This is a genomic window from Bacillus sp. 05T31 (assembly GCF_056396725.1).
In genome coordinates this window covers 1-5,519 of record NZ_JBFTMA010000403.1, presented here as the reverse complement: position 1 = coordinate 5,519, position 5,519 = coordinate 1, and the positions used below count along the sequence as shown (strand labels likewise).

4 protein-coding genes and 1 pseudogene are annotated in these 5,519 nt (G+C 33.8%); 1 reads left to right on the top strand and 4 read right to left on the bottom strand.

Annotated features, from left to right (window positions below):
- Window positions 1-146: 146 nt before the first annotated feature.
- Window positions 147-320, top strand: coding sequence for a hypothetical protein (locus tag AC1DJR_RS20445; protein ID WP_001143088.1), 174 nt, complete (start codon window positions 147-149; stop codon window positions 318-320).
- A gap of 478 nt (window positions 321-798) precedes the next feature.
- On the opposite strand, the pseudogene AC1DJR_RS20440 reads toward AC1DJR_RS20445, so the two are convergent.
- From AC1DJR_RS20440 to AC1DJR_RS20425, 4 genes and pseudogenes are all read right to left on the bottom strand, one after another.
- A pseudogene (locus tag AC1DJR_RS20440) lies at window positions 799-3,645 on the bottom strand (SbcC/MukB-like Walker B domain-containing protein); the annotation flags it as partial.
- Window positions 3,646-3,666: 21 nt separating this feature from the next.
- A complete protein-coding gene (locus tag AC1DJR_RS20435) occupies window positions 3,667-4,824 on the bottom strand; it encodes an exonuclease SbcCD subunit D (RefSeq protein WP_429687291.1) in 1,158 nt (385 codons plus the stop codon).
- 15 nt (window positions 4,825-4,839) lie between these two features.
- Entirely contained in the window at window positions 4,840-5,079 is a 240-nt protein-coding gene (locus tag AC1DJR_RS20430; RefSeq protein WP_002085739.1) for a DUF2584 family protein, read from the bottom strand.
- A gap of 184 nt (window positions 5,080-5,263) precedes the next feature.
- Window positions 5,264-5,519, bottom strand: a 256-nt coding sequence (locus AC1DJR_RS20425; protein ID WP_477003374.1) for a hypothetical protein, incomplete at its 5' end; no start/stop codon positions are given.

Sequence of the window (5,519 nt, the reverse complement as noted above, 5' to 3'; positions counted from 1 at the left end):
GTGCAGAAACGTTGAACTTAATACTAACACTGGCTAAGTATTAAATTCACTTAGACGCTTATACATACAACTTCTTCATTTTTAACACATGGTAGGCGTTTGTATATATTATTACAAAACATATTTTTATTAAGGGGGATTTTATTATGCCTACACCGTCACAAGAACAAGTTGAAGAAGCTCGTGAAACGTATGTCAGTCGTATTATTTTAGTTGGTGGATCAGCTTTATTTTTAACAGGTGGTGTTATATCGGCAATTTCAGCCTTTAAAAGTTATAACCGTTTGGCAAATACGCCACCTTCTTCAGATAACTCCTAACTGCCTCGTTCACTCCTTTACATTATACAAACGCCGCCTCCAATGAAGAGACGGCGTTTTGTTCATCATAATTTCCTCTTTTAATCGACTTGAAGAATCCATCTACATAAATTTAATTAAATTCGACCGTAAACGCTTGATCATAATACACCGTGTTTAGATTCACGACAAATAACTTTTCATCTCCAAATATCGTTCTAAAGACCTCTATAGATTCTTGTCCTTTAACAGTCTAATACGCTTTTCCTTATTACCGAATTCCTCTCTTTCATCTTCGTCTACTATGAAGATGAAAGAGAGGAATAGGCCGACTACTCATAGTATAGCTTTATAAACTAAAATCACAAAAATAGATACATCCATATAAAAAAGCCGGTGTTATTTTGAAGTATAATTGTACTCCAAAATACACCGACTTGAAATTAGTTCTTTTTACAAAATATAAGTATCTATCGAATGCCCACAGTATTTTCCGAACTTACTTCACCACAAACTTAGTCTGACTACACCCATCCTTCTGCTTCGTTACTTCTAATACAGCTGGCATTGCGTTTTTCAGTTCTTGAACGTGTGAAATTACGCCGATAAAGCGACCTGATTTTTGCAAGTCGATTAGGGCGTCAACTGCTTTCGTTAATGACTCTTCATCTAATGAGCCGAATCCTTCATCGATAAACATCGTTTCGATGGAAATACCACCCTCATACGCTTGAATTACATCTGCCATTCCAAGTGCTAAGCAAAGTGATGCGTTAAATTTCTCACCGCCAGATAATGTTTTTACATCTCGGGTTTGACCTGTATATGCATCATATACATCTAATCCTAATCCACTTTGTCGATTCCTCTTTTCAACTCGTTCGCTTCGTTTTAAATAAAATTGTCCATTTGATAATTTACGTAGTCGTTCGTTCGCAATTTGAACAATTTGTTCTAAATACTCAATTAAGATGTAACGTTCAAAGGATATACGACTATCGTTATCCCCTTTCATTACTTCATATAAATCAACAAGTTCTTGGAATGCTTTTTCTTCCTCATGAATTTGTTCATCAATTCGTTTAATATTTTCATGTAAATCCGTAATATATGATACGGCGTTTTGAGCACGTTGTCGTTTTTCTTTAATAATATCAAGGYTAATTTCCAATTCTTTCACTTGCTCATCTAATGAAGAAATGTCCATATACTCTTTATCTTTTAAGTCTGCTTTTAATTCTTCAATTTGTTTTGTAAGTACTTCTAGAGATGAGTAATAACTTTGGATTTCTTGTTGTAACTTATCCATCTCAGCATCATTTAATTTGGATTCTTTATATGTTAATTGATCTGTAAATCCGCTTTGTTCTAGCTCTTTCATAAAGCGTGTGAACGTCTCTTCTTTCTTCTCTTTKGCACTATTAAATTGATTAGAAGCATTATCATGTTCTGCTTTAATACGTATATTTTCATTTTGCCAATGTTGATACGCCTCTTGTACTTTCTCCCATTCATCTTCCATTAACTTAAGTTCTTGCAGAGCTTGGTCAAACTGTACTTTCCAAGCTTGTACCGTTTGCAAGCTTTCCGGAATATTTTGCTTATCATGTTCATATGACGTACGAAGCTGCATACACTCCATTTCAGTAYGGTGCTGCACAGTTTCTACTTCACGCTTTTGTTTCTGGAGTTCTTCTACTTTTTCTTCTACRCTTTTTATATTCACAGCAATTTGCTTACGCGTTTCTTCACTTGCTTTTAACGCATTAACTTCTGCTGCTAATTGCTTTCCTTTTTGAACGAGCGCACTATATGTTTCTACTAATTCTTCTGAGCGATAGCCTCGCTTTAGCACTTCTTCTATCACTTGTTCATATTGAACTCGATAGAAATTCCACTTTTCTTCTAATTGAACATGTAATTTTTCCGCAATATTTTTCTTTTCTCTTAACTCATTTAACTCTTTTTCATCAATTGCATTRCTTTGCTCTGTAGCTTTTTTCGGGTGGTCCATACTACCACATACTGGACAAGATTCACCATCATGTAAATGAAGAGCTAATATACCAGCTTGTTCACTTAACCAGCGGCGTTCCATATTTTCATATGTACTAACTGCCTGTTGCATCTTATGAAACGCACTTTCTTTTTCTAGCTCGTATTTTTGTTTTTCTTGCCATACATCATATGCCTGCTTTAATACTTTTGCATCTTCTCGCATATTCGTTAGTTCTTCTACTTTAGCTACATATTGTTCAAGCGCTGCTTCTAATTGCTGTAATTCGCCAGACATTCTTTGTTTTTCATTTTTATGCGCTTCTAGTTGTTCATCTAACTTTTGCATACCTTCTTTTAATTTTCCTATTTGAATTTCAGCATTTTGCAAATTTAACTTTTTCTCAGCTAATGATGCAATAATTGGCTGTAACTCTTCTAGTCTTTGAACTTGTTTTTTAGCACTTTCTCGCTCGGATGCCTTATTCTTTAATGCTTCATATTTCTCCTGAGCAAGTGCAAAACTGTTCATTATATGCTCTTTTTTTGCGATTATCTGTTTTAACAAACTTTCAGACTGCTGTTCATATTGTATCGCTTCCTCATACCATTGCTCAAATGGTAATAATCGCTTCGCCTGTTCCGCATGTTTAAAAGATTTTTCTTTCATTTCGATTACGGCACGGTTTTCTTGTAAAATACTGTACTTCTCATTCTTTTGTTCTAAATCTTTGAATTTCTCATTTACAGCTTTTGCTGCATGAAAACGTGCCTCTGCTTCTTTTAATTGTTTCGTTTTGTCATTTTGTTCTAAGTGTAATTGCTCAACCTCTGCATTGTACCAAAYTGTTTCTTGTTCTAATGCCTCTACTACTTGATGTGTATTTACATGCTCTTGCTCCACTAATGYCTCTAATAATGCTCCATCACGTATTGGTAATTTAAATACATTACGGAAATATAGCTCACGTTCTTTTTGTTTTTCTTGTAAGACGTCTTTCCATTGTTTACGCTTTTGATCTAATATCTCACGCATTAATTTATAACGATCTGTTTTAAAAATGCGGCGTAGTATTTCTTCTTTATTTTCCGTTTCAGATGTTAATAATTTTCGGAACTCTCCTTGCGGTAACATGACAATTTGGCTAAATTGATGTTTACTTAATCCAATTAAATCTTCAACTTTTTTATTTACATCCGTTACATGAAAACGATCGACACATGGAACTTTTTCCTCATCAATTACTTCATATAATTCGACTGCATGTCCTGTAATTGTTTTATTTCCTTGTTTTTTATGGCCCAGTTGTCGTTTAATTTCATAACTTTTTCCTTTTAATTGAAAAGTTAATCATTATAAGCTGAATCGGTCTCATCCTTGCTCACCTTCCCGTTCTTGCACTGTTTGCAAAACATCTAAAAATAGACGTTCTTTCTCTTCTGATAAATCTAGCCCTTTCATTTCTTTATAAAATGCTTTTAAAAGAGATAAATCATCCGTTTTATGTCTTGAAACAGTTACTTCATTTTCATCTGTGAACTCTCGTCTTTGAATAGATCTTTCAACATGCATTGCATTTGGGTATACAGAACGTATTTTTTCCATTGGCTGCAAGACAGGATTTTCATCTAATAATTTCACAAATACATAATCTTCACTCACTGGATGAAGCAATAAATCGTCTATTTTCGCTTCTACTGTACGCATTTTACGACGTGGTGTAAGTAAACGTTTTTCAATTGTTGTTTCACCTTTTTCATCCAGTTCCACAATATAATATCCTTTTTTATGCTTTTCTTCAGAAATAGAATATGCAAGTGGTGAACCTGAATAACGAATTGTCTCATTACGTACAAAATGCGCTTGATGTAAATGGCCAAGCGCCGTGTAATGAAACTTATCAAAATAATGGCTATTTACATATTCAGCACCACCAATTGAAAGTGGTCGTTCCGCATCACTCGTATTTTCCTCTGCCTCTCCTGAAGAAGTTACAAATGCATGTCCTACAAATATGTGTCTCGCTTCTTTATCCATCGTTTCAGAGAGTTCGTTCATAAAAATACGCATCGCATCATCATGAGAACGAACATCTTCATTTTTCAATATGTGTCTAACAATACTTGGATCTGCATACGGAACGAGATGGAAATGAACCTCTCCGTATTCATCATTTAAAACAACAGGATTGTATGGAAACTGGAATTGTCCAACAATATGTAATCCTTGTTTTTTCATTAAATTACTGCCAAAATGTATGCGGTCCGGACTATCGTGGTTTCCTGCAACTGCAATTATTGGTGTTTGTAAATCAATAACTATCTTTTGTAATACATCATTTAATAAGTCTACTGCTTCTGTAGGTGGAATTGCTCGGTCATATAAATCTCCTGCAATAATTACAGCATCCGGTTTTTCCTCTTCAACAGCTTGTACAAACTGATCTAACACAATTTTTTGATCTTCAGTCATATATACACCATGAACAAGCTTACCTAAATGCCAATCCGCTGTATGAAAAAACTTCATATTACCCTTCTCCTTTTAGTTTACTGATTGTAGTGAAACAAGTTGATAGTTTAGTGTAGTTTTTCCGTTCTCCCATTCTAACTTTTGGACAATTGCACTACCGATTCTTTCTTCGTTTGATTTATATAAAGGCAATATTTCTTGAATAGTAAATAGATGATAACCATCTAAAATTAATTGAAATAAATTATCTTCTATATGTAATCTTACTTCTTTTTCATTTGAAATAATTTTTGTATGCATCTCAAATTTCATGCTAGATACAACCCCTTTTTTCTAATCTCTACATTTTAATAGTATAGTGGTCATGCAAGATTGACAAGTAAATACACCGCGATGTACATACTTTTTTAATTATAAATATTTTATGTTTTTTTATATGAAATACGGTATGTGAAATTATTAATCTACAAAAATAAAAATGCCCTTTCAGGCATCCTTATTTTTGTAAGTACTCTTTCATAACGTAGTACAATACAGTTATTAATACAATCGCTACAAAAAACGCAAATACGGCCACAACATACCCATCTTTATTTAATAAAAAGCATATGGAAATAGATATTATAAAAATCGGAAACACGAGACGTACCTTAGCCTTCACTTCTTCTGTCGTATCTGTATGATGAAAATACTGTGTAATTCCTACCATAAGAGATGACAAAATAATAACCGACAATAGTAAAGGTCCTGGC

Bases quoted from the DNA above. Each gene is read 5' to 3' on its own strand.
- AC1DJR_RS20430 (WP_002085739.1), bottom strand. From the start codon at position 5,079: ATGAAATTTGAGATGCATACAAAAATTATTTCAAATGAAAAAGAAGTA.
- AC1DJR_RS20445 (WP_001143088.1), top strand. From the start codon at position 147: ATGCCTACACCGTCACAAGAACAAGTTGAAGAAGCTCGTGAAACGTAT.
- AC1DJR_RS20435 (WP_429687291.1), bottom strand. From the start codon at position 4,824: ATGAAGTTTTTTCATACAGCGGATTGGCATTTAGGTAAGCTTGTTCAT.